Origin of the sequence: Roseateles toxinivorans, assembly GCF_004362525.1 — a bacterium.
Classification (GTDB): Bacteria; Pseudomonadota; Gammaproteobacteria; order Burkholderiales; family Burkholderiaceae_C; genus Paucibacter; species Paucibacter toxinivorans.
This window is the reverse complement of the sequence record NZ_SNXS01000001.1, coordinates 740,735-767,068: the sequence shown is the minus strand read 5'-3', so window position 1 is coordinate 767,068 and position 26,334 is coordinate 740,735. Positions and strand designations below refer to the sequence as shown.

Genomic DNA, 26,334 nt, shown 5'->3' with positions numbered 1-26,334 from the left:
TCAATCCTTGGCTTGCGTGGCGTTGGCCTGCGCAATCAGCGCGCTCAGCTCGGCGGCGCGCTCGGTGGTGCGGTCGAAATGGAAGTGCAAGGTGGGGACGGTATGGATCTGCAGGCGCTTGAACAGGCCATTGCGCAGATAGCCGGCGGCCTCGTTCAGCGCGTCCTGCGTCTGCTGCGGGTCACCGACCAGCACCGAGAAGAACACCTTGGCATGGGCATAGTCGGGCGTGACCTCCACTGCGTGCACGGTGGCCATGCCGATGCGGGGATCCTTCAGCTCGCGTATCAACTCGGCCAGATCGCGCTGGATCTGGTCGGCAATGCGGAAACCGCGGTTGGGTATAGCTCGTTTATGTCGCATGGGGTACTCCTCTGCATGGGCCGCCGCCAAACACAAACCCCGCCAACTTTTCAGAAGGCGGGGTTTGCAGGGTGAGGGCAAATCCGCCTTACAGCGTTCGGGCCACTTCCTTCACCTCGAAGAACTCCAGCTGGTCGCCTTCGGCGATGTCGTTGTAGTTCTTCAGCTTGATACCGCACTCGAAACCAGCGGCCACTTCCTTGACGTCGTCCTTCAGGCGGCGCACCGAGTCAACCTCACCTGTGTAGATGACGATGTTCTCGCGCAGCAGGCGGAACTTGGCGCCACGGCGCACCAGGCCCGAGGTGACCATGGAACCGGCCACGGTACCGATCTTCGAGGCCACGAACACGGTACGAATCTCGGCCGTGCCGATCGCTTCCTCGCGCTGCTCGGGGGCCAGCATGCCGGTCATCGCCGCCTTCATCTCGTCCACAGCGTCATAGATGATGTTGTAGTAGCGGATGTCGACGCCGTTGTGCTCGGCGAGCTTGCGCGCGCCGGCATCGGCACGCGTGTTGAAGCCGATGATGACGGCCTTGGAGGCGATCGCCAGATTGACGTCCGACTCGCTGATGCCACCCACCGCCGCATGGACGATCTGCACCTTGACCTCGTCGGTCGAGAGCTTGACCAGCGACTGGGCCAGCGCCTCCTGCGAGCCCTGCACGTCGGCCTTCAAGATCAACGGCAGCGTCTGCACTTCGCCGGCGCCCATGTTCTCGAACATGTTCTCCAGCTTGGCGGCCTGCTGGCGGGCCAGCTTGACGTCACGGTACTTGCCTTGGCGGAAGGTGGCGATTTCGCGCGCTCGGCGTTCGTCGCCCAGCACCATGAATTCATCACCGGCCTGCGGCACTTCGGTCAGACCCTGGATTTCCACCGGGATCGACGGGCCTGCCGACTGGATCGCCTTGCCGTTCTCGTCCAGCATGGCGCGCACGCGGCCATAGCTCGAACCGGCCAGCACGACGTCGCCGCGCTTCAGGGTACCGGACTGCACCAGCACCGTGGCCACAGGGCCGCGGCCCTTGTCCAGCTTGGCTTCGATCACCAGACCCTTGGCCATGGAGTCCTTGGCCGCCGTCAGTTCCAGCACCTCGGCCTGCAGCAGCACCTGCTCCAGCAACTGGTCGATGCCGGCACCGGTCTTGGCAGACACGGGCACGAAGGGCACATCGCCACCGAATTCTTCTGGCACGACCTGTTCGGCCACCAGCTCGCTCTTGACGCGCTCCAGGTTGATGCCGGGCTTGTCCATCTTGTTCATCGCCACGACCAGGGGCACGCCCGCAGCCTTGGCATGGTGGATGGCTTCCTTGGTCTGCGGCATCACACCGTCGTCCGCCGCCACCACCAGGATGACGATGTCGGTCGCCTTGGCGCCACGGGCACGCATGGCGGTAAACGCCGCGTGACCCGGGGTGTCCAGGAAGGTGATCATGCCGCGCGGCGTGTCGACGTGATAGGCGCCGATGTGCTGCGTGATGCCGCCGGCTTCACCCGCGGCCACACGGGCCGTGCGGATGTAGTCCAGCAACGAGGTCTTGCCGTGGTCAACGTGACCCATGACGGTGACCACCGGTGCACGCGGCAGCTCTTCGTGCGCCTGCTCGGCCTCGCCCTCTTCCAGGAACGCTTCCGGATCATCCAGCTTGGCGGCCAGCGCCTTGTGGCCCATTTCCTCCACCAGAATCATGGCGGTTTCCTGGTCCAGCTGCTGGTTGATGGTGCACATCTGGCCCAGCTTCATCAGCTGCTTGATGACCTCGGAGGCCTTGACCGACATCTTGTGTGCCAGATCGGCCACCGAGATGGTTTCAGGCACATGAACCTCTTGCACCACCGGCTCGTTCGGCGCCACATAGCCCGACGAATTGCCATTGTCACGGTCATTGCCACGGCCGCCGCGGCCCTTGGGCGCACGCCAACCCGGACGTCCGGCCGTGGTCGGCGCACCACGGGTCTTGAGCGCACGCTTCTTGGCCGCTTCGTCGGCCCAGCTGGATGACAGCTTCTCGGACTTGACGGCCTTGTCGCCAGGCTTGGCGGCGGTGGTCGTGGTGGTGCCAGGAGCGCCGGCCTTGGGCTTGTGAATCGTGCCCTTGATGCCTTCCTTGCCAGCCACGGCGGCGGGCGCCACGGCAGGCTTGGGTTCTTCGGGCTTCTTGGCCAGCATCACCTTCTTGGGCGCAGCCATCATCGCGCGAATCGCGGCGGCTTCGTCCTCGGCGGCCTTGCGGCGGCGGGCCAGATCGTTCTGCTTCTGCTGTTCTTCGGCCACAACCTCGACGGCCTTGACCACGCGCAGCGTCGGCTTGGGCGGCTCGACCGGCGCAGGTGCGGCAACAGGAGCAGTCGCTGCGACCACCGGTGCGGACGCAGCGACCACCGGGGCCGGCGTACCAGCGGACTTGGCAGAAGCCCTGCTGCCGGCCTTGGTGCCGGTCTTCGGTGCGACGGCAGCAGCAGCTGCGGCTTCGGCCGCGGCCTTGGCAGCCGCTTCGGCAGCAGCGGCCTGCGCGGCAGCTTCGGCAGCAGCTTTGGCTTCGGCCTCGATGCGTCGCGCCTCGGCGGCCTCGCGTTCGCGGGCCTCGGCCTCTTCGCGTTCGCGGCGGCGCTGCGCCAGTTCTTCTTCCTGGATGCGCAGTTGCTCGGCCTGTGCATTGGCCTCGTCTTCGCGGCGCTGCAACTCGGCATCATCCTGCTCGGGCGCTTCGCTACTCTCTTCGGTCACGCCGCCGACATCATCACGCTTGACGAAGGTGCGCTTCTTGCGCACTTCGACCTGGATGGTGCGGGCCTTGCCGCTCGCGTCCGCCTGCTTGATTTCGCTGGTGGACTTGCGTGTCAGCGTGATCTTCTTGCGCTCGCTGCCGGCAGCGGTGCCGTGCGAGGTGCGCAGGAAGTCCAGCAGCCGCTCCTTGTCGGATTCGGTCAGGGCATCCGCCTCGGACGCCTTCTTGACGCCTGCGGAGTGCAGTTGCTCCAGCAGCGTGCTCGCAGGGCGGTTGAGCTCTGCGGCGAGCTGGGCGACGGTGGTCACTGCCATTGTGTAAAGTCCTTGCTTCGTGCGTTCGGTGCTGTGCGACAGGTTGCGGTGCGGCGGGTCCGGGCGGGTCAGGCAGTGAACCAATGTTCACGGGCCTTCATGATCATGGTGCGGGCCGCAGCCTCTTCCATGCCGGACAATTCGACCAACTCGTCCACGGCCAAATCGGCCAGGTCGTCGCGAGTGTGGATGCCGCCGTCGGCCAGCTTGGAGATCAGTTCGTTGGTCACGCCCTCAAGATCACGCAGATCTTGCGACACTTCCTCGACCGCCTCTTCCTTGGCGATTTCCATCGTCAGCAGCGCATCCTTGGCACGGGTGCGAAGCTCGTTGACGGTATCCTCATCGAAGGCTTCTATCTCGAGCATTTCCTGCATCGGGACATAGGCCACTTCTTCAAGGCTGGTAAAGCCCTCGGCAATCAAGATCTCGGCCACTTCCACGTCCACGTCGAGTTTCTCGACGAAGAGCTTGCGGGTGGCGTCGCTTTCGACGGCCTGTTTGGCGGCCGATTCCTCGGCCGTCATGATATTGATGCGCCAGCCGGTCAGCTCGGAGGCCAGACGCACGTTCTGACCACCGCGACCGATGGCGATGGCGAGGTTTTCCTCGTCCACCACCACGTCCATCGCGTGGCGCTCTTCGTCCACCACGATGGACTGCACATTGGCCGGGGCCAGCGCGCCGATCACAAACTGTGCGGGGTCTTCCGACCACAGCACAATGTCGACGCGCTCGCCGGCCAGCTCGTTGGTCACGCCATTGACGCGCGAACCGCGCACGCCGACGCAGGTGCCGATCGGGTCGACGCGCTTGTCATGTGACAGCACGGCGATCTTGGCGCGGCTGCCCGCGTCCCGCGCGCAGCTCTTGATCTCCAGCAGACCCTGCTCGATTTCGGGCACTTCCTGGTGGAACAGCTCGATCATGAAGCCGGGCGCGCTGCGCGACAACATGATCTGCGGACCGCGCTGGGTGGGGTCGATGCCGGCCATGAAGGCGCGGACACGGTCACCGGTGCGCAGATTCTCCTTGGGGATCATCTCGCTGCGCTTCAGGCGGCCTTCGATGCGGCCCGACTCGACGATGATGTCGCCCTTGTCCAGGCGCTTGACGGTGCCGACGAAGATCTTCTCGCCGCGCGACAGGAAGTCGTTCAGCAGCTGCTCGCGCTCGGCGTCACGGATCTTTTGCAGGATGACCTGCTTGGCCGCTTGCGCGCCGATACGGCCGATGGGCACGGACTCGACCGACTCTTCGATATGGTCTTCGACCTCGATGTCGGGAATCTGCTCCTGGGCTTCGAACAACAGGATTTCGGCGTCGGCATTCTGCAGACCGGCTTCGTTCGGGACGACATGCCAGCGGCGGAAGGTTTCGTACACGCCGGTGTCGCGGTCAACCGCCACGCGGATGTCGACCTCGCCGCCATACAGCTTCTTGGTCGCGGAGGCCAGTGCCGCTTCCACGGCACCGAACACCACATCACGCTCGACATTCTTCTCGCGCGAGATGGCATCCACCAGCATCAACAGTTCGCGATTCATTGATCCAGACCTCCGTCAACCTTGTTGTCCGCCACTTCGGCGTTGTTTGCTGCGCCCTTGGGGCCAGCCGCCGGCTTGGCCCGGCGCCCCTTGAAGTCGATCACCGGCACCAGCCGGGCGTCACGCACTTCATCGAGGGAAAAATCCAATGCTTGATCGACCTTGCCATCGTTGAACACGAGGCGCCAACCCTCACCCTCGGCCGACAACAGGCCGCGGTATTTCTTCTTGCCCTGAAACGCGAGCTTCAGGGTTAATTCAATCTCGGAACCCGCGAAACGCAGGTAGTCGGCGGCTTTCTTCAGCGGCCTGTCCAGCCCCGGCGAGGACACTTCCAGCCGCTCGTAAGCGCAGCCCTCGACCTCGAGCACATACTGCAGCTGGCGAGTGACGCGCTCGCAGTCTTCGACGGTGATGTACAGGGCCTCACCATCGGCGCCCAGGGCGGGGGGCATGAGGTCGATGTAGACACGCAGCAAGCCCCCTGGAGTGCGTTCGCAATCCACCATGTCGTAACCCAGACCGGTCACGGTAGTTTCAACAGCGGCTTGCCAATTCATGCGCCCGGCGGTTCCAGTCTTGATATCTATGGGTTCAGCAAAAATGTGCTTGTTTTGCGGTCAGCCAAAAAAAATGGGCTGGATGAATCCGCCCAATTTCAGCTTCTCAGCGAAAGCGGAATTGTACCTTGCAAACACCGTGCCCGCAAGATCGCGCCATGAATATCACCCAGGGCGTGCGAGAATCCGCCGCTGATTTTTACAGATCTAGGAGATGACATGGGATTCCTCGCAGGCAAGCGGCTATTGATCACCGGCGTGCTGAACAATCGCTCGATTGCCTATGGCATTGCCAAGGCCTGCCACCGCGAAGGCGCCGAGCTGGCGTTCAGCTACCAGGGTGAACGGTTCAAGGACCGCATCACCGAATTCGCGGCCGAGTTCGGCTCCAAGCTGGTGTTTGATTGCGACGTCGGTAGCGACGAGCAGATCGCCGCGCTGTTCGAGGGCCTGGCGCAGAGCTGGCCCGAGTTTGACGGGTTTGTGCATGCCATCGGTTTCGCACCGCGCGAAGCCATTGCCGGCAATTTCCTGGACGGCCTGAGCCGCGAGGGCTTCCGCATCGCCCATGACATCTCTTCCTACAGCTTCCCGGCCATGGCCAAGGCGGCCGCCCCGCGCCTGCGCGCCGGCGCCTCGCTACTGACCCTGTCCTACCTGGGGGCCGAGCGCTACGTGCCCAACTACAACACCATGGGGCTAGCCAAGGCCTCGCTGGAAGCCAGCGTGCGCTACCTGGCACACGCGATGGGCGCCCAGGGCGTGCGCGTGAACGGCATTTCGGCCGGCCCGATCAAGACGCTGGCCGCCTCCGGCATCAAGGACTTCGGCAAGCTGCTGAGCCAGTTCGCCGCCAGCGCGCCGATACGCCGCAATGTGACGATAGAAGACGTGGGCAATGTCGCGGCCTTTCTGCTGTCGGACCTGGCCGGCGGCGTCAGCGCCGAGATCACCTATGTGGACGGCGGCTTCAGCAAGGTGGCCTTGACCGAGGGGTAAAGCGCCCCCTCCTCGCCGCACGCGGCAGGAAAGACGGCAAAAAGGGGCTCCGCGGAGCCCCTTTTCATTGCTCGCGCAGGCACTCAGCTGTCGCGCACGCAATCGACGTAGTAGCGCGAGGCTCCGCCGGGCACCGCCTCTTCGACCAGGCCGTGTACATCGGTGTGGAAACCCGGGAAGGCGTCGTTGAACTCGCGGGTGAAGCGCAGGTACTCAACAATCTTCTTGTTGAAGCGCTCGCCCGGAATCAGGAGCGGAATGCCGGGCGGGTAAGGCGTCAGCAAGGCGGTGGTGACACGGCCCTCCAATTTGTCGATCTCCACCCGCTCGGTCTTGCGGTGCGCGATATGGGCATAGGCGTCGCTGGGCTTCATCGCCGGCTGCAGGTCGGACAGGTACACGTCCGTCGTCAGCCGGGCGATGTCACCCTTGGCATAGGCCTCGTGGATGCTCTGGCACAGGTCCTTCAGCCCCATGCGCTCGTAGCGCGGCTGGGCGGCAACGAACTCCGGCAGGATGCGCCAGAGCGGGGCATTCTTGTCGTAATCGTCCTTGAACTGCTGCAGCGCCGTCAGCAGCGTGTTCCAGCGGCCCTTGGTGATGCCTATGGTGAACAGGATGAAGAAGCTGTACAGCCCCGTCTTCTCGACCACCACGCCGTGCTCGGCCAGGAACTTGGTGACGATGGACGCCGGAATGCCGGTGTCGGCGAACTTGCCGCTCATGTCCAGGCCAGGCGTGATGATGGTGGACTTGATCGGGTCCAGCATATTGAACCCGGCCTCGATGGAGCCGAAACCGTGCCACTTCTCGTTGGTCTTGAGCATCCAGTCGGCCGGCTTGCCTATGCCCTCGGCCGCGATCTTGTCCGGCCCCCAGACCTTGAACCACCAGTCCTTCTTGCCGTAGTCCTTCTCGACCTTGCGCATCGCGCGGCGGAAGTCCATGGCCTCGGAGATGCTCTCCTCCACCAGGGCCGTGCCGCCGGGCGGCTCCATCATCGCCGCGGCCACGTCACAGCTGGCGATGATCGAGTACTGCGGGCTGGTCGAGGTGTGCATCAGATACGCCTCGTTGAACAGATGCTTGTCCAGCTTGACGTCCTGCGAGTCCTGCACGAGCACCTGGGAGGCCTGGGAGAGGCCGGCCAGCAGCTTGTGGGTGGACTGGGTGGCATAGACCATGGCCGTCTTCGGGCGCGGGCGGTTCTTGCCCATTGCATGGAAGCTGCCGTAGAAGTTGTGGAAGGCGGCGTGGGGCAGCCAGGCTTCGTCGAAATGCAGCGTGTCTATCCAGCCGTCGAGCTTGCCCTTGATCGTTTCGGTGTTGTAGAGCACACCGTCGTAGGTGCTCTGCGTCAGCGTCATGATGCGCGGCTTGATCTTCTTGGTGTCCACGCCCTTCAACAGCGGATTCTTGGCGATCTTCTTCTTGATCGTTTCCGGCGAGAACTCGCTCTCGGGAATCGGGCCGATGATGCCGTAGTGGTTGCGCGTGGGCGTCATGAACACCGGCACGGCGCCGGTCATGATGATGGCGTGCAGGATGCTTTTGTGGCAGTTGCGATCGACCACCACCACATCGCCCGGCGCCACCGTGTGGTGCCAGACCATCTTGTTCGAGGTTGACGTGCCGTTGGTGACGAAGAAGCAATGGTCGGCATTGAAGATGCGGGCGGCATTCTTCTCCGATGCGGCCACCGGGCCGGTATGGTCCAGCAGCTGACCGAGTTCCTCGACCGCGTTGCAGACGTCGGCGCGCAGCATGTTCTCGCCGAAGAACTGGTGGAACATCTGGCCCACCGGGCTCTTCAGGAAGGCCACGCCGCCCGAATGGCCCGGGCAGTGCCAGGAGTAGGAGCCGTCCTGGGCATAGTCCATCAGCGCCTTGAAGAACGGCGGAGCCAGGCCGTCCAGATAGCTCTTGGCCTCGCGGATGATGTGGCGGGCCACGAACTCCGGCGTGTCCTCGAACATATGGATGAAGCCGTGCAGCTCGCGCAGGATGTCATTGGGCAGATGCTGGGAGGTGCGCGTCTCGCCGTAGATATAGATCGGGATGTCGGCGTTCTTGAAGCGTATCTCTTCGATGAACTTGCGCAGCGACAGCACCGCCGGATCAAGCTCCGGCCCGGGCGTGAACTCCTCGTCGTCGATCGACAGGATGAAGGCGCTGGCCCGGCTCTGCTGCTGGGCGAACTGGCTCAGATCGCCGTAGCTGGTGGCACCCAGCACCTCGAAGCCCTCCTTCTGGATGGCCTCCGCCAGCGCACGTATGCCCAGACCCGAGGTGTTCTCGGAGCGATAGTCCTCGTCGATGATGACGATGGGGAAACGAAAGCGCAGCATGCGGGTGCCTCCGGTGGGCGGAAAAATTGAAAGGGGCGAAGTGTAGGGCCAATGCGGGCGGCTGTGGCCTGTCACGGATCAAGCCTTCAAAAGCTGTCGCAAAAGCGCACGCTCGCTACACTGCGGACAACATCATGGCACTGACGGCAGCGCCACTGATGACGGGGAGACGACATGGACATGACTGCTGACACCACCTGGTGGTGGATCGCCACCGGCGCCCTGATCGCCATCGAGCTGGGCACGGGTACTTTCTACCTCTTGATGCTGGCACTGGGCACGGCCGCCGCCGCCATTGCCGCGCACCTGGGCGCCGGTCCGGCGGGGCAAATGCTCAGCGCGGCCCTGGTGGGCGGCGGCGCGGTGGCTGCCTGGTATCTCGTGCGGCGGGGCCAACCCGCTGCCCTGCCAACCCAGGCCAATCCGGACGTCAATCTGGACATCGGCGGCCAGGTGCAGGTGGAAGCGTGGAATGCCGATGGCACGGCACGCGTCCACTACCGGGGCGCCAACTGGACGGCACGCTATCAGGGCCAGGACGCACCCGCGCCCGGCGCCTATGTGATACGCGCGGTGCAGGGCAGCATGCTGCTGCTTGACCACTGACCGCCCCCAGCCCACACACAACAAGGAGGAAATTTCATGGAAATCGTCGCACTGGTTCTGCTGGTGATCGCAGTCATCTTCGTGGCCCGCAGCATCAAGGTCGTACCGCAGCAGCATGCCTGGGTCGTCGAGCGGCTGGGCAAGTACCACGGCACCTTGACGCCGGGCCTGAATTTTCTGGTGCCCTTTGTCGACCGGCTCGCCTACCAGCACACGCTCAAGGAGATCCCGCTGGACGTGCCCAGCCAGGTCTGCATCACCAAGGACAACACTCAGCTGACGGTGGACGGCATCCTCTACTTCCAGGTCACCGACCCGATGCGCGCCAGCTACGGCTCCAGCAACTACATCGTCGCCATCACCCAGCTGGCCCAGACCACGCTGCGCAGCGTGATCGGCCGCATGGAGCTGGACCGCACCTTCGAAGAGCGGGCCATCATCAACACCTCGGTCGTCGAGGCGCTCGACGAGGCGGCGCTGAACTGGGGCGTCAAGGTGCTGCGCTACGAGATCAAGGACCTGACGCCGCCACCGGCCATCCTGCATTCGATGCAGGCCCAGATCACCGCCGAGCGCGAAAAGCGCGCGCTGATCGCTGCGTCGGAGGGCCGCCGCCAGGAGCAGATCAATATCGCCACCGGCGAGCGCGAGGCCTCGATCGCCCGCTCCGAGGGCGAGAAGCAGGCCGAGATCAACAAGGCGCTCGGTGAAGCCGCCGCCATCACCGCGGTGGCCGACGCCACCGCCGACGCGATCCGCAAGATCGCCGCGGCGATCGAACAACCGGGCGGCCAGGAGGCCGTGCAATTGAAGGTGGCCGAGAAGGCCGTGGACGCCTACGCGCAGCTGGCGCAGAAGAACAATACGATGATCGTGCCGGGCAATATGAGCGAGGTGGCTGGCTTGATTGGCACGGCGATGGCGCTGATGAAGGGCGCCAGCCCGAAGCCGTGAATGCCGCGATCAGTCCCAAGTTGGCACAAACAGTTCGCCAATTCGCGGGAGTACGCAGCGGCTTGATATAGAATGCTGGGTTCCGGAGAGGTGGATGAGCGGTTTAAGTCGCACGCCTGGAAAGCGTGTGAGGGGTAAAACCCTCCGCGGGTTCGAATCCCGCCCTCTCCGCCAAGACCCAAGCCCCTGAACGCCGGAAGTGTTCAGGGGCTTTCTTCATTCCGTTCTGCCGTCAATTGACCTAGCCAAGAATCGAACCATGAAAATATTGCTGACAGGTGCTGCAGGTTTCATCGGCATGACCACGGCGCTGCGTCTGCTGGCCCGATGTGATCAAGTCGTCGGGCTGGACAATCTGAACGACTACTACGACGTCAACCTGAAGCTTGACCGCCTGAAGCGCCTTGAGCCACATTCGAACTTCCGCTTCGTCAAGCTGGACGTCGGTGACCGCCAGGGCATGGCCGACCTGTTCGAGACCGAACGCTTCGACCGCGTGATCCACCTGGCAGCCCAGGCCGGCGTGCGCTACTCGCTGCAGAATCCGCAGGCCTATATCGACAGCAATGTGGTGGGTTTCACCAACATCCTGGAAGGCTGCCGGCACACCAAGGTCCAGCACCTGGTCTATGCGTCCAGCTCCAGCGTCTATGGCGGCAACACGGCGATGCCGTTCTCGGAACACGACAGCGTCGACCACCCGGTCAGCCTGTACGCCGCGACCAAGAAGGCCAATGAGCTGATGGCCCACACCTACAGCCATTTGTTCAATCTGCCGACCACCGGCCTGCGCTTCTTCACGGTCTACGGTCCCTGGGGCCGGCCGGACATGGCCCTGTTTCTGTTCACCAAGGCGATCCTGGACGGCCAACCGATCAACGTCTTCAACCACGGCCAGATGAAGCGCGACTTCACGTTTGTGGATGACATCGTCGAAGGCGTGATTCGTGTGCTGGACCGGCCGGCCGAGGCCAACCCGGCCTACACAGCTGACCAACCCGACCCCGCCACGAGCAATGCGCCCTACCGCGTGTTCAACATAGGCAACAACAGCCCGGTCCCGCTGCCGGACTTCATCGGCTGCATCGAAGACGCAATCGGCAAGAAGGCCGAGAAGCGATTGCTGCCGCTGCAGGACGGCGACGTGCCGGCGACCTATGCCAACACGGATGCATTGAATGACTGGGTTGGATTTGTGCCAGGCACACCGATCGAGGTGGGGATTGGACGGTTTGTGGCTTGGTACCGGAGTTACTACGGCGTTTGAATCCTCTTATTTCGAAGCAGCTGGCGGTACCGATCGGCAACCCGGAATGACCCGGAACAGTTGCAGATCGCCGCTTTGTACTGTCGATTTGAGGACCCGAGCCATCGGTGCCGGCGCATAGGCAGACGCCACCAGCAGGTGTGCCGCGACACGCTCCCCCAAGCTGAGCGAAGGGCGGTTGATGCCGGCGGGCCACGGAATGGGGTCGAGGCATAACAGACGGTGAGCCCAGTTCCTGTCCACACTGTAGTTCCATCCTTCCGTCCCTAAGTCACGCAGCACCAAGGCGCTGTTAAGCTGCCCTTCGGCCAACGCGAGGTCCAATTCGGCAAGACCGCGAATCGGTGCTCGGATTGCACGAGGCCGTTCAAGCAACGAGGCATAGTCGTCCGCACGCACAGCACCGGTTGGCCCGAATATTGGGATACCTGGGTTAGCGTCGGCAATAACGACAGCCAGTCGAGAATTTGCGGTGAACGCGTGTACCGCCGCTTGCTGCAGAACGGCCAACATCAAGCCAACGCACAGGACGAGCGCCACCATTCCATACCCGAACCGGCGCATTTGAGCCAAAGCGGCGATCAGTGCATAACTACCCAAGACCGCCATCGGTGACGCAAACAACAGCATGTAGTTGACCTGGCGCAGGGGAAGCTGGGACAGGATGGTTACAAACCCCAACCACCAGAAGACCATGACACGAGCTGCCGTCCGCGAACGCAGTTCGGGTCCGCTGCGCAAGGCCAATACCACCACACCCGCCAGCGCTACCCAGCCGATCAGGCCGATATGCCGGATGTCGACAAACAGCGCTTTAAGATAGAAAAGCTTGTCTGTGCTCTCCTCGATACGACCCAAGGACAACTGAATGCTACGTTGGATGTACAGAGGATCGTCATACAACAACCACATCAACAGCATGTTGCAGCCCACCATCAGGCTCAGGCCCAAAACCAGCCAAAGCCACCGCCAGTGAAACCGTCGCACCAGCAGCACGTACAGCACGAGTGCCATCAAACTGACGTAAAGGCCGGATTCTTTCACCCAATAGGCAGCACCGAAGGCAACACCCGACAACAGGTAGGCCCAGCGGGCCGATCGGTCTTCCGCCGCGATCATCAAGCTCATGCCCAGGCTGACCAACAGCGCCAGTGGAGGGTCGGCCATGATCCGAGATGCGTAGTGAACATGGGCAGGTAATACCGCCAGAAAGACCGCTGCCAGCAGGCCAACACGAGTGCCTGCCAGCTGATATCCCAGCACAAAAACCACGGCCACTTCAAGTACCGAACAAGCCAATCCCCAGAAAACCGCCGCCCCTTCGCTGACCCCGCCCAAAGCCATAAAACCGGCCATTGGAAGATTCACGCCATAACGCAGCACACCGATATAGTTGCCTGTCGGCCACTCGCCAGCCAGTACAGACTTGGCCGCCTTGAGATATGTCGCCTCGTCCGAGCCCATAAATCCGACCCAAAGCGCAATGCGTACCAGGACCCCCAGGGCCAGGATCGGCCACAGCCATTGCCAGTTCAGCCCTTGCCGCCTATCGCCGAGCACATTCATTGAGCCCCCTCAATCCAGCGCGCGAAAGATCTGCTGGATCACCATCGCTTGGTACTCTTCCAGTCCCAGCCACAACGGTAGCCGCACTAGGCGGTCGCTGAGGTCGGATGTCACCAACATGTCGCCGCTAGTGCGGCCAGTACGCAGGCCGTAAGGCGCACTGTGCAGCGGGACGTAATGGAACACCGTATTGATGCCCTCTGTTCGCAGCCGGGCGATGAAGGCCGTGCGGCGCTCCAGGCTAGGCAGCAGCAAGTAGTACATGTGAGCGTTATGGCCGCAACCATGTGGCACGACGGGACGACGCGCAAGTCCGGCCTGCTCTGCCTGCTGAAGGAAGCGGTGGTATGTGTTCCAGATCATCAGCCGTCGCTGCGTGATCGCGTCCGCCTCCTCGGTCTGCGCTAGCAGGAAGGCCGAGATCAATTCGCTGGGCAAGTAAGACGAGCCCATATCGGTCCAGGTGTACTTATCCACTTGGCCGCGAAAGAACTGGCTGCGGTTGGTGCCCTTTTCACGGATGATCTCCGCGCGCTCAATCATCTGCGGATCATTGATCAGCAGCGCCCCCCCCTCGCCAGAGATGATGTTCTTGGTCTCATGGAACGACAAGGCACCCATGTGACCGATGCTACCCAGCGCCCGCCCCTGGTAGCTCGCCATGACGCCTTGCGCCGCATCCTCAATCACCAGCAAGTGGTGGCGCTGCGCGATTTCCATGATGGTGTTCATCTCGCATCCAACACCAGCATAGTGCACCGGCACGATGACCTTGGTGCGGGGCGTGATGGCCGCCTCGATCTTTGACTCATCAATATTCAGCGTGTCCGGCCGGATGTCCACAAACACCGGGACCGCTCCCCGCAGCACAAAGGCGTTGGCCGTTGAAACAAAGGTGTACGAAGGCATGATGACTTCATCACCGGGCCCGACGCCCGCCAGCATGGCCGCCATCTCCAACGCGCCGGTGCAGGAATGAGTCAAAAGCGCCTTGTGCGAGCCGGTGCGTGCCTCGAGCCAGCGCGAGCAGCTCTGAGTGAACTCGCCGTCACCGGCGAGGTGTCCCTTGGCATGTGCCTGAGCGATGTACCAAAGTTCCTTGCCGGTCATGTAGGGTTTGTTAAATGGAATCTTCACCTTCGAGCTCCCTCATCTTGAGAAAGCGGGCCGGGTTGCCCGCAACAATTGTGAAAGCGGCCACGTCGCGCGTCACCACGCTGCCCGCCGCCACAACGGCGCCATCGCCAATCTTCACGCCTGGCAAGATGGTAGCGCCCGCACCAATCCAGACATGCCGTCCGATCTCCACGCCGGCCGCCCTATCGGGGAGGCTCAGGCTGCGGTGGTCATGCGTGGCGCTGAGTATGCGCACGCGCGGAGCCAGCGCGCAGTGATCGCCAATGCGGATGCGGGCATCGCCCTTGGCCAGCATGGAGCCATAGATCTCGCAGCCGCGGTTGATCCACACCCCATCGCCGATGATGACCTTCCAGGGAAAGCGCACATTGCTCTGGTAGTCGAGCACCGAACCCCTGCCAAGCCGGGACAGCACCAGCTTAAACACTAGAAAGCGCAGCGGCTGGGGCAGCAGTTCCAGCAACAAGCGCAGCAGGTTCTCGACATAGGCATAGTGGCCAAAGGCCACGCGCTCCACCAAACTACCCAGCGCGCCGTCGCTCATGTCCGCCCCCCTGCGTTGCCTACCACCGGGCGAAACACCCAGAACTTCAGCCCGACGAAAAAGAACAAAGCCATTACCACAATCAACCCTCCCATCACCGCCTGGTGCGGCCAGCCCAGGCGGTAGACGAGCAACTCGATCAAGCACCAGTTCGTCACGTAGCCGAAGGCATACAGCGCGACATACCGCGGGAACGCCTGGTCGCTGGGACCGGAATGGGCAAAGGTCCAACCCTTGTTAAAGACAAATGTCTGCGCCACGCCCACTAGATAGACCAAGCTCATAGCCAGCTTGGGACTGGCGCCCAGCCATACCATCAGCAGATAGATCACAAACAACACTGCGTTCGAGGCCAGTCCGACCAGTGCATAGCGAATGAACTGCCTGGCAACTACGCGCCGTTCACTGCGCTGCATCGGTCCGCACCCAGTGAAAAGTCATTGTCGGCTCGCTGAATCGAAAGCCAAGACCAGCGTACAGGTTGATCACCCGCACATTGCGCGCCACGATGCTGCTCTGCACCCGTTGGGCACCCATCGCGGTCGCCTCAGCAAGCATCGCGAGCCAGGCTCGCCGTCCATAGCCCCGCCCCTGCGCGGCCGGTGCCACGGCGTTGAGATGCCAGTAGCAAGTGCCATCGTCCAGCAGCTCAATGACAAAAAAGGCAATCCGAAGGTCGCCGTCACACACCACTCGCAGCCGCTGCCTGGGATGGTTCAGACTGCTGCTGACCCAGTTGCGATAGCGCTGGTCGCTGATCTCGGGTGCCAGCCTTGGGTCCATGCGGAAGCGCTCGTTGCGGAACGAACTGCCGGCGATCTCGCACAGCTCGGGCAAGTCTTGCGCCGTGGCCGCCCGTACCAGCAGGGGTTGCTCTACGGGCAAGTCGGCTAGTCGCGCCAGTTCAATCTCGGGTCTGTAGACCATCTCAATGAAACGAAAGCCGCGCGACTCCAGAAACATCGATTCGCGCATGTGCTCGTGAGCGAGACGGCAACTGACCAAGCCCACACCGCGATGGTCTCGCTGCACCTCGAAGGCCTCAAAATCAGCGGAAGGGGTACCGGCATGCAATCGCATGTCGGTGATCTGGAACACCGGGAATCCGCACACAACCTCGTCCCAGGGGGCCTCGGACCAGCAGAGTTGCAGTGCCTCGGTGCTCAGTCGGTAATTCATGGTCGCCTCGGCCCTTAGGCCCAATCGCCGGAGCGGCGGTCGAGCCCGTCAAGCTGCCGGACCACATACTGCGGCTTGCGATTAACATTCAGGTGCAGTCGCCCCAGATACTCGCCCATGATGCCCAGGGCCAGCAACTGCACACCGCCGAGGACGAGTATGGCGATGACGGTGGAGGCAAAACCCGGCACCGCAATATTCGACGCCAGATACTGAAACAGATAGTAGGCGCCGGTCAGAAAACCGGTCAAGGCCGCGAAAAAACCCAGCCCACTGACAATCCGCAGCGGGATCAGCGAGAAATTGGTGTACAGATTCAGCGCCAAACCGATCAGCTTGCCGACAGAATAGCCCGAGCGGCCGGCCTGTCTGACATGGTGCTCGACCTCAATGCTGCCAATGCGCTTGGTGCACCAAGCCAGCAAGCCGTCCAAATAGGTGAAGTTGAGGTCATAGAACTGCACGCTGTGGGCCAGTTGTTGGCGCATGATGCGAAACGGCGTTGGCGTTATCGGGTTCTTGAATACCGTGCGATAGAAATGCCAGACGACGCTGGCGCCCAGGTTGCGCCATGGCGCATGGCTCCGCGCGCTTGGGCAGCCATAGACTAGGTCCAGGCCTTGCTCCTTGATTTGCGCCAGCAGCCTGGGAATCTCCTCAGGCGGATTCTGCAAGTCGTCGTCCATGGTCACGACATACTCGCCGCGCGCCAGCCCGAGTCCGCACATGAGCGCGTTGTGCTGGCCGTAGTTACGCATCAGCTGGACGGCAACCAGATGAGCACCATAGGTCTTGCGGAAGGCCTGTATCACGGCCCAGGAGTCGTCGGGGCTGCCATCTTCAACGAGGATGATTTCGTAGTGCTCCGTGAGCTTAGACAGGGTGTCGGTCAGACGCGCCATTAGCTTGTCCAGCATGGCGGCCGAGTTGTAGACCGGCACGACGATTGAGAGATCAAGCTCGGTCGTCATCGTGGCCCCTATGGGTTCCCGAAGTTTCTGGTCCACATGCATGTTTGAATGGGCTCCGCTGATTTTGTTTGAAGTGGCTCAGACCAGAACTTCGGTCACGCCCGAATGCCCTAGAAAGGCCTGCGGGCTGGCACTGGATCCATACGCCCCCGACTGAAAAATCACCGCCAGGTCACCTTCCTGCGCCACCGGCAGGTCCAGACGATCGGCCAGCAAATCGAGGGGGGTGCACAGCGGCCCGACTACCGAAGCGGTTTCGCGCTCGGCGCTGTCGGCCCGGTTGCCTATCGTAACCGGGTAATTCTTGCGTATCACCTGCCCGAAGTTCCCCGAGGCCGACAAATGGTGGTTCAGGCCCCCATCGGCCACCAGAAACACCTGTCCCCGTGAGACCTTGCGGTCAAGTATCCGCGTCACGTAGATGCCGGCCTCACCGACCAGATACCGCCCCAGCTCAATAACCAGTTCGGCCTTGGGCAGCTCGCTGCGGGCCCGGTCCAGCAGCTGAGCCAGATTGTCAGCAATGGGCGCTAGGTCTAGCCGAGTCTCGCCCGGGAAGTACGGAATGCCGAAGCCTCCGCCCAAATTCAGAAAGCGTACCGGTGCGGGCGCATCCTCGGCCAAGCGCCGCGCCAACTCGTAGGATTTGAGCTGGGCCTCGCATATTGACTCCGCGCGCAGGTTCTGCGAGCCGGCGAACAGATGGAAGCCCTCGAACGCGAGGCCACTGCGCTTCACCTGCGAAAGCAGTTCCGGCAGCAACTCGACATCGACGCCGAACTGCTTGGGGCCGCCGCCCATCTTCATGCCCGAACCCTTCAGTTCGAAGTCCGGGTTGACGCGAACCGCCACGCGGGCCGGTCTGCCCAGCTGCCGCGAGATCGACGCCAGCAGTTCGACCTCTCGGAACGATTCGAGATTGATCAGCACGCCGGCAGCCACCGCCTGACGCAACTCGGCCGCACGTTTGCCGGGGCCGGCGAAGCTGACCTCGGCCACATCGGCACCGGCGTCCAGCGCCACTTTCAGCTCGCCACCCGACGCCACGTCGATGCCGTCGACCAGGCCCGCCATCAGACAGACGAGGGCCGGCATCGGGTTGGCCTTCATCGCGTAGTGCAGCTTGATCCCGGCCGGCAGCACCGCGCGCAGTTCGGTCACCCGCTGGCGCAACAGGCCGCGGTCGTAGGCATAGAACGGGGTCTGGCCCACACGCTCGGCCAGCTCGGAAATCCTGTGGCCACCGACAACCAGTTCACCGCCGACGATAGGGAATTGCGACATCTCAGCATGAACCGGAGTGCGCGGCGAATCGATGTGATCGGTATCTGACATAGGCTTTGTGTCGGGCCTGATCTATGGCTGGCTGGCGGCCTTTGACGTCAACCCGGCCGCCCTCAGGCTGCTAGCCCAGAGCCGAGCGGCTTGACGAACACCGGAGGCCGAAAAGTGGCAGCCGCCCGAGCGAAAAACGCCCTGCAAGCTGTCCGTGTCGGGACCCACGATGATCCCGGCCTCCTTAGCCCCCGCTGCCTGAATACCAGAACGAACGGCCATTCCGTTCACGCCGGGGCAATGGGTCGATAATGCCACCATCATAGGGGCTCTGACTCCGACCCGATTCAGCTCTTGGCGAAGCAACTGCAGGGCTTGGCCATAGTCAGCCTCCGTCGTGCCCAGCTTGGCATCAGACTCCCCCTGTTGCCACAAGACCAGATCCGGCCGGAGCCCGGCTGCAAGCATCTCAGCCAGCTTTGACCGCCAGTGCACGGCAAGAGGCTCGGCGCCCAGCCATTGCTTGATGGACGTCGCCTCTACGGCAATCAGGCCAACGAGCAGCGGGCGACCGTCAAGGTCGACCTGAAGTTCGCTACCGAGTTGGGACCAGAGGGCCGCCCCCTTGCCCGTGCCTCCTGGCAAAGGAGACGCCGTCGAATAGCACCGCCCTTCGTGCATCACAGACAAGGGCACGTCCGACCCAACGCCGTCCCCATGATTGGCGGCGTTCGATTGCCCCATGATCAGTAGCATCAGCGGATCCTGACGCTGAATATGAGCGCATGATTTCTCAAGGGCAGGCGACCCAGTCATGACTTGCGCAATCTTGCGCGCCATCGCGGCCTCGTCTGACGACCTCCAGCGCACCCACCCGAGCGCAGCCACACAGGCCACCACGACCACCGCCCCTTGTATCAACCGAGTCCATCTCACAGCCACCCCCTCAGGCAAGCGCCGCACCCCGCTTCTGCCGACCCTGGTACCACCGGCGCACCCAGACCATGGCCGGTTGTTCGATCAATTTGGTCAGCAGACCCGCTATTACAAGTGCGATGGCCAATACGATGACGATCGATACGTCTACCCCCATACCAGCGCCCTGGAGCTTGCGAAGCAGCGCCCAGCCGATATTCTCGTGCGTCAAATAGAGGGTGTAGGACACAGTGCCCAGCCAGACCAGGACGGGGTTGCGAAGTACAGCCAGCCTGCCCCGCGAGGCTCCCCACATCAGCGCGCCGAGGGCTGCAGCCAAGATCGCTTGCTGAGCTGACTCGACCAGCCACAGCAAGCCGATGGCGGCAAGCAACACCGCGATGTCAGCGCCGACAGGCCGTGCGGCACTGCGCGTCAGTCGATAGATCACGATGCCCATGCCGAACCAGGGGATGTACTTCAGGATCAGAAACTGGGAAAAGACCCATGGAAGGGCAATGCCCCATAGGCTGGCAAAGCCAAAGTAGACCAGGCTTAAGGTGAACAGGATCCCCAGCAACAGCGGCACCCGACCCAGCCATCGCATCCTGAAGGCCAGCAGCGCCAAGGCATAGAAGATCAGCTCCACCTGCAGCGTCCAGTACACGGCGTCCACATCAGGAATACCGAACAGGCCGTGGATCATGAAGAGGTTGAGCAGGGCGACATCCAGCCCCACCTCCTTTCCGGGAAGGCCCAGCCAATGTGTGCACAGGAAGGTCAATGCGACCGCAGCCCAGAACGCCGGGTAGAGGCGGCTGAAGCGCGAGACAACAAAGTCCATCGGGGACCGTGTCTTGTCCAATGTCATGAAGATGACGAAGCCACTGATCATGAAGAACAGGTTCACCCCATAGTGACCCCAGGGCAGGCTGACCGAGGGCTCACTCGTATGCCCGAACAACTGCTGATAGCGGGTCGTGTAGTGAAACAGCACCACCGACATGGCAGCAATGCCGCGCAGCGCATCGAGTTCGAGCAAGCGTGAATCCCGGCTCATCGGCTTGCACCCTGTGCTTGTACCGAGGCGTCGGTGCGCCCTTGCCGGGCGTGCCACCGGGCAGCCAGGGTCTTGCGATCAATCTTGCCGTTCGGGTTGCGTGGTAGCGGGCCAGACCAAAGTTCGAACCCGGCGGGCACCATGTAGGCGGGCAGGTGTTGCCTGCAAAGCTGCAGAAGCGCCGAGACATCCAGCTCAGTTGCCGGCGCCACCGCAGTGGCGCAAACCTGGATGGCCTGACCCAAGGTCGCGTGCTCGACGCCAAAAGCTGCGCACTCTGCCACCAACTGGCTCGCGTACAGCACCTCCTCCACCTCGGTCGGACTGACACGATAGCCCGACGTCTTGATCATCTCGTCCTTGCGGCCCAAGAAATACAGGAAGCCGTCACTATCCCGCCGAACGCTGTCGCCGGAGAAGACGGCGTACTCGGGCACGCACAGCCCGCTGCCACGCCCAGCAAACGTTGACGGCAAGGGCCGGTAGCGCTCTGCCGTGCCGGCCGCGTCACCCCAGTAGCCCATGCCAACCAGGGCCCCCCGGTGGACCAGTTCGCCCGGTTCATCGTCGGCGCATTCGCTGCCATCCTCCCGCAAGACCAGAACCTCGGCATTCGGGATGGCCTTGCCGATCGAGTCCGGCCGGCGATCCACCTCCGAGGGCGCAAGAAAGGTCGAACGGAAGGCCTCGGTCAGTCCGTACATCAAGAAGGGCTGGCTGGCTGGCAAGCGCTTGCGCAGCAGGTCCAAGGTGACGCGTGGCATGCGTCCACCGGTGTTAGCAAAATAGCGCAGATGCTGCACAGCCTCCTTCGGCCATTCCAGCTGCGCGAGCTGCATGTACAGCGGCGGGACCGCCGTCAGGCCTGTGACCCGGTGTTCGGCCAGGCTGATGAGCAGGTCTCTTGGCAGCAAGTAGTTCAGCAGCACCACCTTTGCGCCCACATGAAAGGCCGTGGTCAATTGGCTGAATCCAGCGTCGAATGACAAAGGCAGAGCCGCCAACAGGACGTCTTGTTCGTTGTTGCCCAGGTAGCTACTGACGCTCTTCGCCCCAACCACCAGATTGCGGTGCGACAACACCACACCCTTAGGCCGGCCGGTGCTACCGGAGGTGTACAGGATGGCAGCCATATCCGCGTCGATCACGCGGTGTCCAGCGCGAGGGGGCCAGCCAAGCAACTGTTCCCATGCCATGTGCTGGCATGCCGCCGGCCGTGTTTCGCGGGCATCTGACGGGCCGACGTGAACCACGTATCGAAGTGCCTCGCAGGCATTGAGCGCCGAGCCCAAAGACCGCAGTCGTTCGGGCGTACTCAGCAGCAGGCTTACGCCACAGTCTCTCAGAATGTGCATCACCTGCTCCGGCTTGAGCACCGGATTGATAGGCACGAACACCATGCCGGCGGCACAGGCGCCGAAACTGGCAACCACCGTCTCGAAACGCTTGTCGAGGTAGATTGCGATGCGCTCACCTCGCCCCAGCCCCAGGCCCACCAATCCTGAAGCGCAGGCGCTTATGTTCTGATGCAGCTCGCCGTAACTCAAGTCGCCGACGCTGGAGGTCAGCGCAACTCGATGCGCGCATCTTGTCGCGGCATTCGCCACAAGGTCCGCCAAGAGCATCGATTCGGCCATAGAAGATCGGACTGGCGCTACAGCGCTGAGAAGATAGCGAGAAAGTATCCCACAGCGGCACCGGCCCTCGCCTCATTCAATCCTAGAATCGCGCCTCAAAGAATCGCAAACTGTGAAGGATTTGAATGGATGCCATGCAGCAAGTCGTGCGCGTGTTGGAGCAGGCGCTGGGCTTGAACGGAAGGTCCGAGTCATTCACCCGCGACACCCCACTGCTCGGCGCCTTGCCCGAGCTGGACTCGATGGCCGTGCTGGCGCTGATCACCGGCCTTGAGGAACGGTTCGGCATCATGGTCGATGACGACGAGATTGATGGCAGCGTCTTCGCCACCGTCGGCAGCCTGACCGACTTCGTGAACTCGAAGACGATCGCCTGAGCCTGCATATTGCAATGCAGATGACCACGTTCGTGCCGCTCGAGGCTTTCTTCCTCGATATGCCAGTCGCTGCGGGACTGGCGGTGGCCGGGCGCTTCGCCTTGTTTCATCCGCCACAGGGACGGCACCACCGTGGCGCCGTGCTCTATGTTCACCCCTTGGCAGAAGAGCTCAATCGCTCACGGCGCATGGCAGCGCTGCAGGCCAGAGCCCTGGCACTGGACGGATGGGCCGTGCTGCAGCTGGATCTCTATGGCTGCGGTGACAGTGCAGGAGACTTTGGCGACGCCACTTGGGACCAATGGGTCGCCGATGTTCTGGCGGGCTGTGAATGGCTGCGCCAGCGCATGAGCCTGCCCTCGACAAGTCCGCTCTGGCTATGGGGGCTCAGAGCGGGAGCCCTCCTCTGCGTCGAGGCTTCGCGCCGCATGCCGGGCCCATGCCATCTGCTGTTCTGGTCGCCGCTCGCTTCGGGCAAGCTCGCCCTGCACCAGTTCCTGCGGCTGCGTGCCGCCGCCGAAATGATGGGCGCAGGCGCCAAGGGTGTGATGGCGCGCTTGCGCAATGAACTGGACCAGGGTCGCCGTGTGGAAGTCGCGGGCTACACGGTGGCGCCGGCGCTGGCGACCGGCCTTGAACTGGCAACCTTGACGCCTCCGAATGCCACCACGCCACCTGCCAGCCTCGTTTGGTTCGAGCTGGGCACCTCAGCCCCTGAGCAGGCACTGACCCCGCAGCCACCGGGGCTGGCTCCATGGCGCGAAGCCGGCTTCGAGGTCGGGTTTCATCTCGTCGATGGTCCAGCATTTTGGCAGTCGCCGGAGTTCGAGGCCGCCCCGGCGCTCATAGAGCAGACGACGGCCCTGGTGCGGCGCAGCGCTTCATGAACTACACCGAGTCCGCTCTTTTCTTCCCCGTCGGAAGCGACCTGCTGCTGGGGCTGCTCGCCCTGCCCGAAGCCTGCCTTTCGACTGCCGTGGTCGTGGTGGTCGGTGGACCGCAGTACAGGACAGGCAGCCATCGGCAGTTTTTGCTACTGTCCCGGGCGCTGGCCGCGGCCGGGCACGCGGTCCTGCGCTTCGATTGCGCCGGCATGGGTGACAGCGCAGGCGAAGACCGTGGCTTTGAAGACCGGCAAGAGGAGATCGCGGCGGCCATCACGCTGCTTCAGCAGCAGGCGCCGGCCGTGACCCGGGTGGTACTGTGGGGTTTGTGCGATGGCGCTTCGGCGGCCCTGCTGTACTGGCAAACGAGTCGAGACTCCAGGGTTCGTGGCCTGTGCCTGCTCAATCCGTGGGTGCGCTCCGAGAGTGGCCTCGCACGGACGCACGTCAAGCACTATTACGGCCAGCGCCTGCTTCAGGGAGCGTTCTGGCGCAAGTTGTGCCGCGGCGGCGTCGGTTGGGGCCGGCTGGCGGAGTTCGGCGCCAATCTGGTCACCATGCTCAGACGCAAGCCATCGACCTCAAGCCCGCCTTACCAAGCGCGCATGTCGCTTGCATGGGCGGACTTCCCAGGCCGCATTCTGCTGCTGCTCAGCGGCAAGGACCTTACCGCACGCGAGTTCATCGAGCATGCACAGGGTGACCCGCACTGGGCCGGCCTTCTGAGCCTCGCCAAGGTCTCGCGTCAGGATCTGCCCGACGCTGACCACACCTTCTCGAGTGCTGCGGCGCGCCAGCAGGTGGAGACGCTGACATTGCAGTGGCTGGGCACCGTAACATGAGCACGGCACCCAAACGTGTGCTGATGGTGGCCTTCCACTTTCCGCCGCAGTCCGGCAGCAGCGGGGTGCAGCGCAGCCTGCGTTTTGTTCAGCAACTTCCATCTTTCGGGTGGGAGCCGATCGTGCTGAGCATCTGGCCAGGTGCCTATGAGACCACCAGCGAGGATCTGCTGGGCGAAGTGCCTGTCTCGACCGTCGTGCACCGCGCCATGGCCTTGGATGCCTCACGACATCTGGCGATCCGCAGGCGCTACCTGGCGGCCTTGGCCCGGCCGGACCGCTGGGCCAGCTGGCGTTGGGATGGAGTGCGCGCCGGCCTGAAGCTGATACGCGAATGGCGCCCGCAGCTGATCTGGTCCACCTATCCGATAGCCACCGCCCATCTGATTGCCGCCAAGCTGCAGGCTCACAGCGGTCTGCCCTGGGTCGCCGATTTCCGTGACCCGATGGCTCAGGACGGCTATCCCTCAGACCCAATCGCCCATAGGCAATTCCAGGCCATCGAAACGTTGGCTGCGCAACAGGCCAGCCAGTGCCTGTTCACCACCCCTGGCGCCGCATCGGAGTATCGTCGGCGCTATCCTGCCGCAGCGGCACGGATGGGAGTGCTGGAAAACGGCTATGATGAGGCGAGCTTTGCCGCCATCGAGGCGGCCCTCGACTCCTCCAGGCCCCGGCTCAACCCCGATCGCGTGACCCTGCTGCACAGTGGCCTGGTCTACCCCTCGGAGCGCGACCCCACGGCCCTGTTCAAAGCGCTCGCGCTGCTGACCGAGCGCAGCCCCGGGCTGAGCCATCGGCTGCGAATCAGATTCCGCGCCAGCGGTCACGATGCCATGTTGACCGCGCTGGCCACGCAGCTAGGCGTGACCGAGATGATCGAGCTCGTCGCCCCGCTGCCGTACAAGGATGCCCTGACCGAAATGCTATGCGCCGATGCCTTGCTGGTAATGCAGGCGGCAAACTGCAATCAGCAGATCCCGGCCAAGGTCTATGAGTACCTGCGGGCTCGCCGGCCGGTGGTGTGCCTCGCCGATCCAGGCGGAGACACCGCCACGATGCTGCGCTCGGCCGGCGTCACGGCCGTGGCCGCGCTTGACGACCCGACGCAAATCGTCGAGCTGCTGCACACCTTGTTGATCCAGTCACAAAGCCCAGATGGAATCGTCAACGCGATTGCCAGCGAGGCCGTGGCTGCCGCAGCCAGGACGGCACGCACGGCCGCGCTGGCCGAGCACTTCGACAGGCTCACGCGCTGAGGCGTTTCACCGCCCGCGCGCCGAAGTGGCGTGCCGCCGCCAGCAGGCCCGACGCCGTCAGGGGATCGAATGCGATCAGGCCGATCCGCTCGCGACGTGCCCCCATCCAGTCTTGTTTATACGCGTCATCACCGGTCAGGTAGTCCACCTCCTGCACACGGTCTGTGTCGATCACATGTCGCATCATCGCCGCCGTGAGCACCGAGCCCGGCGAGAAGCGCTCCTGGCCCTGCACGTAGGCCAGCTTGTAGATATTGGCCTTGCCGCCGTAGACCAGCCACAGCTGCGCCGCCACCGGGGCACCATCGACGCTCAGCAGCCCCAAGCGCAGCCACCCTTGTGCCGCCGCCAGGCGCATCAGATTGGGCATGAACTGCGGGCAGGGCTCGGCCTGCTTCCAGCTTTGCCCATAGACGACCTCGAATGCGGCTATGGCCTCAGCCAGGCCCTCGCCAGCCCCGGTATGAATGCTCAGTGACCAGCCGCCGCGACGGTCCAGGCGGCGCCTGCCGCGTTCGATGCTGTGACGCAGGGCCGAGGGTCGTTGTTCGTAGTAGTGCTCATAGGTCTGCCCATTCAAACGCAGGTACCAGTTTCCGAAACAGAAGAAACGATCCACCCAGTAGCCGGCCTCGCGCAAGCCTCGCGCCATGCCCTGTGCGAAGGCGCCCTGCTCGTCAAGGGGTTGAAGCACCACGATCGCGCCCTGCGCGTGGGCTCGCACCCGCTGTGCGAGCGCTCGCCAGGTGGCAGGGGGCAGGTCTCTACAGTCGCCCACGGGGCCGTACAGGCTGGCGTAGTAGTTGCTGAGGCTGGCCAGGCCTGTGCGCTGGCCGGCAACAGGCATCAGGCCCAGCGCAACTCCCGGTGCGGACTCGGCATTGGAGGCCGCCATCCAGACCGTCATTGGCGGGTCTTCAAACCCATACTCGCGCAGGTTCTCGAACCACTCTGCGGTCTCGAAAACCTCGGGCATTGCTTCGGCCGCGGGC

24 protein-coding genes and 1 tRNA gene are annotated in these 26,334 nt (G+C 63.2%); 9 read left to right on the top strand and 16 right to left on the bottom strand.

What is annotated here, in order from left to right; all coding sequences use genetic code 11:
- The 4 genes from rbfA to rimP form a co-directional block, all read right to left on the bottom strand.
- On the bottom strand, window positions 1–363 hold the full coding sequence (gene rbfA / locus DES47_RS03535; RefSeq protein WP_133699257.1) for a 30S ribosome-binding factor RbfA: 363 nt from the start codon (window positions 361–363) through the stop codon (window positions 1–3).
- Window positions 364–451: 88 nt separating this feature from the next.
- Window positions 452–3,415: a translation initiation factor IF-2 gene (gene infB / locus DES47_RS03530; RefSeq protein ID WP_133699256.1), complete on the bottom strand. Its 2,964-nt coding sequence runs from the start codon at window positions 3,413–3,415 to the stop codon at window positions 452–454.
- 68 nt (window positions 3,416–3,483) lie between these two features.
- Window positions 3,484–4,962: a transcription termination factor NusA gene (gene nusA / locus DES47_RS03525; protein WP_133699255.1), complete on the bottom strand. Its 1,479-nt coding sequence runs from the start codon at window positions 4,960–4,962 to the stop codon at window positions 3,484–3,486.
- Window positions 4,959–5,522 carry a ribosome maturation factor RimP gene (gene rimP / locus DES47_RS03520; protein WP_133699254.1) on the bottom strand — a complete coding sequence of 188 codons (564 nt, stop codon included), beginning with the start codon at window positions 5,520–5,522 and terminating at the stop codon, window positions 4,959–4,961. The genes nusA and rimP overlap by 4 nt, the downstream gene beginning before the upstream one ends.
- 219 nt (window positions 5,523–5,741) lie before the next feature.
- Between rimP and fabI the strand changes: the two genes are divergently transcribed.
- Window positions 5,742–6,521, top strand: a complete 780-nt coding sequence (gene fabI, locus DES47_RS03515; RefSeq protein ID WP_133699253.1) for an enoyl-ACP reductase FabI — start codon at window positions 5,742–5,744, stop codon at window positions 6,519–6,521.
- 83 nt (window positions 6,522–6,604) lie between these two features.
- On the opposite strand, the gene DES47_RS03510 is transcribed toward fabI, so the two are convergent.
- A complete protein-coding gene (locus DES47_RS03510) occupies window positions 6,605–8,869 on the bottom strand; it encodes an arginine/lysine/ornithine decarboxylase (RefSeq protein WP_133699252.1) in 2,265 nt (754 codons plus the stop codon).
- Between the two features lie 174 nt (window positions 8,870–9,043).
- Here DES47_RS03510 and DES47_RS03505 point away from each other — a divergent pair, with 174 nt between their 5' ends.
- The 4 genes from DES47_RS03505 to DES47_RS03490 all read left to right on the top strand — a co-directional run bounded on the left by DES47_RS03505 (window position 9,044) and on the right by DES47_RS03490 (window position 11,696).
- Entirely contained in the window at window positions 9,044–9,475 is a 432-nt protein-coding gene (locus DES47_RS03505) for an NfeD family protein (RefSeq protein WP_133699251.1), read from the top strand.
- Window positions 9,476–9,511: 36 nt separating this feature from the next.
- Entirely contained in the window at window positions 9,512–10,429 is a 918-nt protein-coding gene (locus DES47_RS03500; RefSeq protein ID WP_133699250.1) for an SPFH domain-containing protein, read from the top strand.
- 84 nt (window positions 10,430–10,513) lie between these two features.
- Window positions 10,514–10,603 (top strand) — tRNA-Ser (locus tag DES47_RS03495).
- Between the two features lie 85 nt (window positions 10,604–10,688).
- A complete protein-coding gene (locus tag DES47_RS03490; protein WP_133699249.1) occupies window positions 10,689–11,696 on the top strand; it encodes an NAD-dependent epimerase in 1,008 nt (335 codons plus the stop codon).
- Window positions 11,697–11,702: 6 nt separating this feature from the next.
- Here DES47_RS03490 and DES47_RS03485 read toward each other — a convergent pair whose 3' ends face one another.
- From DES47_RS03485 to DES47_RS03440, 10 genes are all read right to left on the bottom strand, one after another.
- Window positions 11,703–13,262: an ArnT family glycosyltransferase gene (locus DES47_RS03485; RefSeq protein WP_133699248.1), complete on the bottom strand. Its 1,560-nt coding sequence runs from the start codon at window positions 13,260–13,262 to the stop codon at window positions 11,703–11,705.
- Between the two features lie 9 nt (window positions 13,263–13,271).
- Entirely contained in the window at window positions 13,272–14,372 is a 1,101-nt protein-coding gene (rffA, locus tag DES47_RS03480) for a dTDP-4-amino-4,6-dideoxygalactose transaminase (protein ID WP_208114915.1), read from the bottom strand.
- 10 nt (window positions 14,373–14,382) lie between these two features.
- On the bottom strand, window positions 14,383–14,943 hold the full coding sequence (locus tag DES47_RS29130; RefSeq protein ID WP_133699246.1) for an acyltransferase: 561 nt from the start codon (window positions 14,941–14,943) through the stop codon (window positions 14,383–14,385).
- Complete coding sequence (locus DES47_RS03470) at window positions 14,940–15,359, bottom strand: GtrA family protein (protein WP_133699245.1); 420 nt, start codon at window positions 15,357–15,359, stop codon at window positions 14,940–14,942. Before DES47_RS03470 ends, DES47_RS29130 begins: the two co-directional genes overlap by 4 nt.
- Entirely contained in the window at window positions 15,346–16,122 is a 777-nt protein-coding gene (locus DES47_RS03465) for a GNAT family N-acetyltransferase (RefSeq protein WP_133699244.1), read from the bottom strand. Before DES47_RS03465 ends, DES47_RS03470 begins: the two co-directional genes overlap by 14 nt.
- Before the next feature lie 14 nt (window positions 16,123–16,136).
- Complete coding sequence (locus DES47_RS03460; protein WP_166651833.1) at window positions 16,137–17,093, bottom strand: glycosyltransferase family 2 protein; 957 nt, start codon at window positions 17,091–17,093, stop codon at window positions 16,137–16,139.
- Between the two features lie 78 nt (window positions 17,094–17,171).
- Entirely contained in the window at window positions 17,172–18,377 is a 1,206-nt protein-coding gene (locus DES47_RS03455) for a pyridoxal-dependent decarboxylase, exosortase A system-associated (RefSeq protein ID WP_243748137.1), read from the bottom strand.
- A 72-nt stretch (window positions 18,378–18,449) separates the two neighbouring features.
- Window positions 18,450–19,208 (bottom strand): sialate O-acetylesterase family protein, encoded by a 759-nt coding sequence (locus DES47_RS03450; protein ID WP_133699241.1) that lies wholly within the window; start codon window positions 19,206–19,208, stop codon window positions 18,450–18,452.
- Between the two features lie 106 nt (window positions 19,209–19,314).
- Window positions 19,315–20,325, bottom strand: a complete 1,011-nt coding sequence (locus DES47_RS03445) for an acyltransferase family protein (RefSeq protein ID WP_166651832.1) — start codon at window positions 20,323–20,325, stop codon at window positions 19,315–19,317.
- Window positions 20,326–20,339: 14 nt separating this feature from the next.
- On the bottom strand, window positions 20,340–21,980 hold the full coding sequence (locus DES47_RS03440; RefSeq protein WP_133699239.1) for an acyl-CoA ligase (AMP-forming), exosortase A system-associated: 1,641 nt from the start codon (window positions 21,978–21,980) through the stop codon (window positions 20,340–20,342).
- A gap of 125 nt (window positions 21,981–22,105) precedes the next feature.
- Here DES47_RS03440 and DES47_RS03435 point away from each other — a divergent pair, with 125 nt between their 5' ends.
- The 4 genes from DES47_RS03435 to DES47_RS03420 are packed head-to-tail and all read left to right on the top strand — an operon-like array spanning window position 22,106 to window position 25,342.
- Window positions 22,106–22,357: an acyl carrier protein gene (locus DES47_RS03435; RefSeq protein ID WP_133699238.1), complete on the top strand. Its 252-nt coding sequence runs from the start codon at window positions 22,106–22,108 to the stop codon at window positions 22,355–22,357.
- A gap of 14 nt (window positions 22,358–22,371) precedes the next feature.
- The gene (locus DES47_RS03430) at window positions 22,372–23,244 is read left to right on the top strand and encodes a hydrolase 2, exosortase A system-associated (protein ID WP_243748136.1); all 873 of its coding nucleotides are present in this window, start codon (window positions 22,372–22,374) and stop codon (window positions 23,242–23,244) included.
- On the top strand, window positions 23,241–24,083 hold the full coding sequence (locus tag DES47_RS03425; RefSeq protein ID WP_133699237.1) for a hydrolase 1, exosortase A system-associated: 843 nt from the start codon (window positions 23,241–23,243) through the stop codon (window positions 24,081–24,083). Before DES47_RS03430 ends, DES47_RS03425 begins: the two co-directional genes overlap by 4 nt.
- The gene (locus DES47_RS03420) at window positions 24,080–25,342 is read left to right on the top strand and encodes a glycosyltransferase (RefSeq protein WP_208114889.1); all 1,263 of its coding nucleotides are present in this window, start codon (window positions 24,080–24,082) and stop codon (window positions 25,340–25,342) included. The genes DES47_RS03425 and DES47_RS03420 overlap by 4 nt, the downstream gene beginning before the upstream one ends.
- On the opposite strand, the gene DES47_RS03415 is transcribed toward DES47_RS03420, so the two are convergent.
- Complete coding sequence (locus tag DES47_RS03415) at window positions 25,332–26,318, bottom strand: GNAT family N-acetyltransferase (protein ID WP_243748135.1); 987 nt, start codon at window positions 26,316–26,318, stop codon at window positions 25,332–25,334. The two genes, DES47_RS03420 and DES47_RS03415, sit on opposite strands and share 11 nt — an antisense overlap.
- Between the last annotated feature and the right edge of the window lie 16 nt (window positions 26,319–26,334).